Here is a 655-nt window from a genome sequence, read left to right as displayed (position 1 = left end):
GGGGCAGCAAGCCATGCTCCTCAGCAAGCGATCTACGCAGCTATTAGCAAACAGCTACCAGCTTGGGCCTACCTCTACCTTGCTCCAAAATCGGTTGAGCTGGATAATGGCGAAAAAGTTGCTTTCCCTTACCTTCTTGATCAGGGAAAAGCAGAGTTATTTGTTTACCCAGAAGCGTAATCAATCTACATGAGAAAGGGGCCGAAAGGCCCCTTTTTTTATCCACCACCACCAGTTGGCGCGCCTGTTTGAGGGTCTATGCTGTTTGTCGCCTCTTTTCGCTTCGCGTCAATATCAATCCCTTCCAACCGCTCCAACGCCCTTTCCTGAGCATTCTTCCGCGTCCCGTCAATATTGAAGTCATTCCCTGCTCCAGTCAGCGAGTCGAGATTTATTGAGGCCGGATCAGGGAATTTACCGTTCTGCTGTAATATCCCAAGCCACTCATCCAAATTAATTTTGCTCCAATCAATTTCGGCAATTTTATCTAGTGGAATCCCTTCACACTGAGGATTTTTGGGGTCTCCAAAGTTCTGCCCCAATTGAGGGCGAACCTGTTCTTGTATAATACGAGAGAGCGGAGAATTGAAGCAGCAATACGCTTCTCTTTTTTCAATACAAGCGCCCAACACCTTAGATTTACAATAAGAGCCTA

General features: G+C 47.0%; 1 protein-coding gene and 1 pseudogene. One reads left to right on the top strand and one right to left on the bottom strand.

Annotation, left to right across the window (positions count from 1 at the left end):
• Positions 1-180, top strand: a pseudogene (locus tag R8N47_RS25810) (hypothetical protein); the annotation flags it as partial.
• Positions 181-218: 38 nt separating this feature from the next.
• Here the strand turns inward: R8N47_RS25810 and traN are convergent.
• Positions 219-655, bottom strand: a 437-nt coding sequence (traN, locus tag R8N47_RS25805) for a conjugal transfer protein TraN (protein ID WP_318186179.1), incomplete at its 5' end; no start/stop codon positions are given.

Source organism: Vibrio sp. 2132-1 (genome assembly GCF_033344315.1).
The sequence above is the reverse complement of the archived record's forward strand: the minus strand, read 5'-3'. Positions and strand labels throughout refer to the sequence as shown.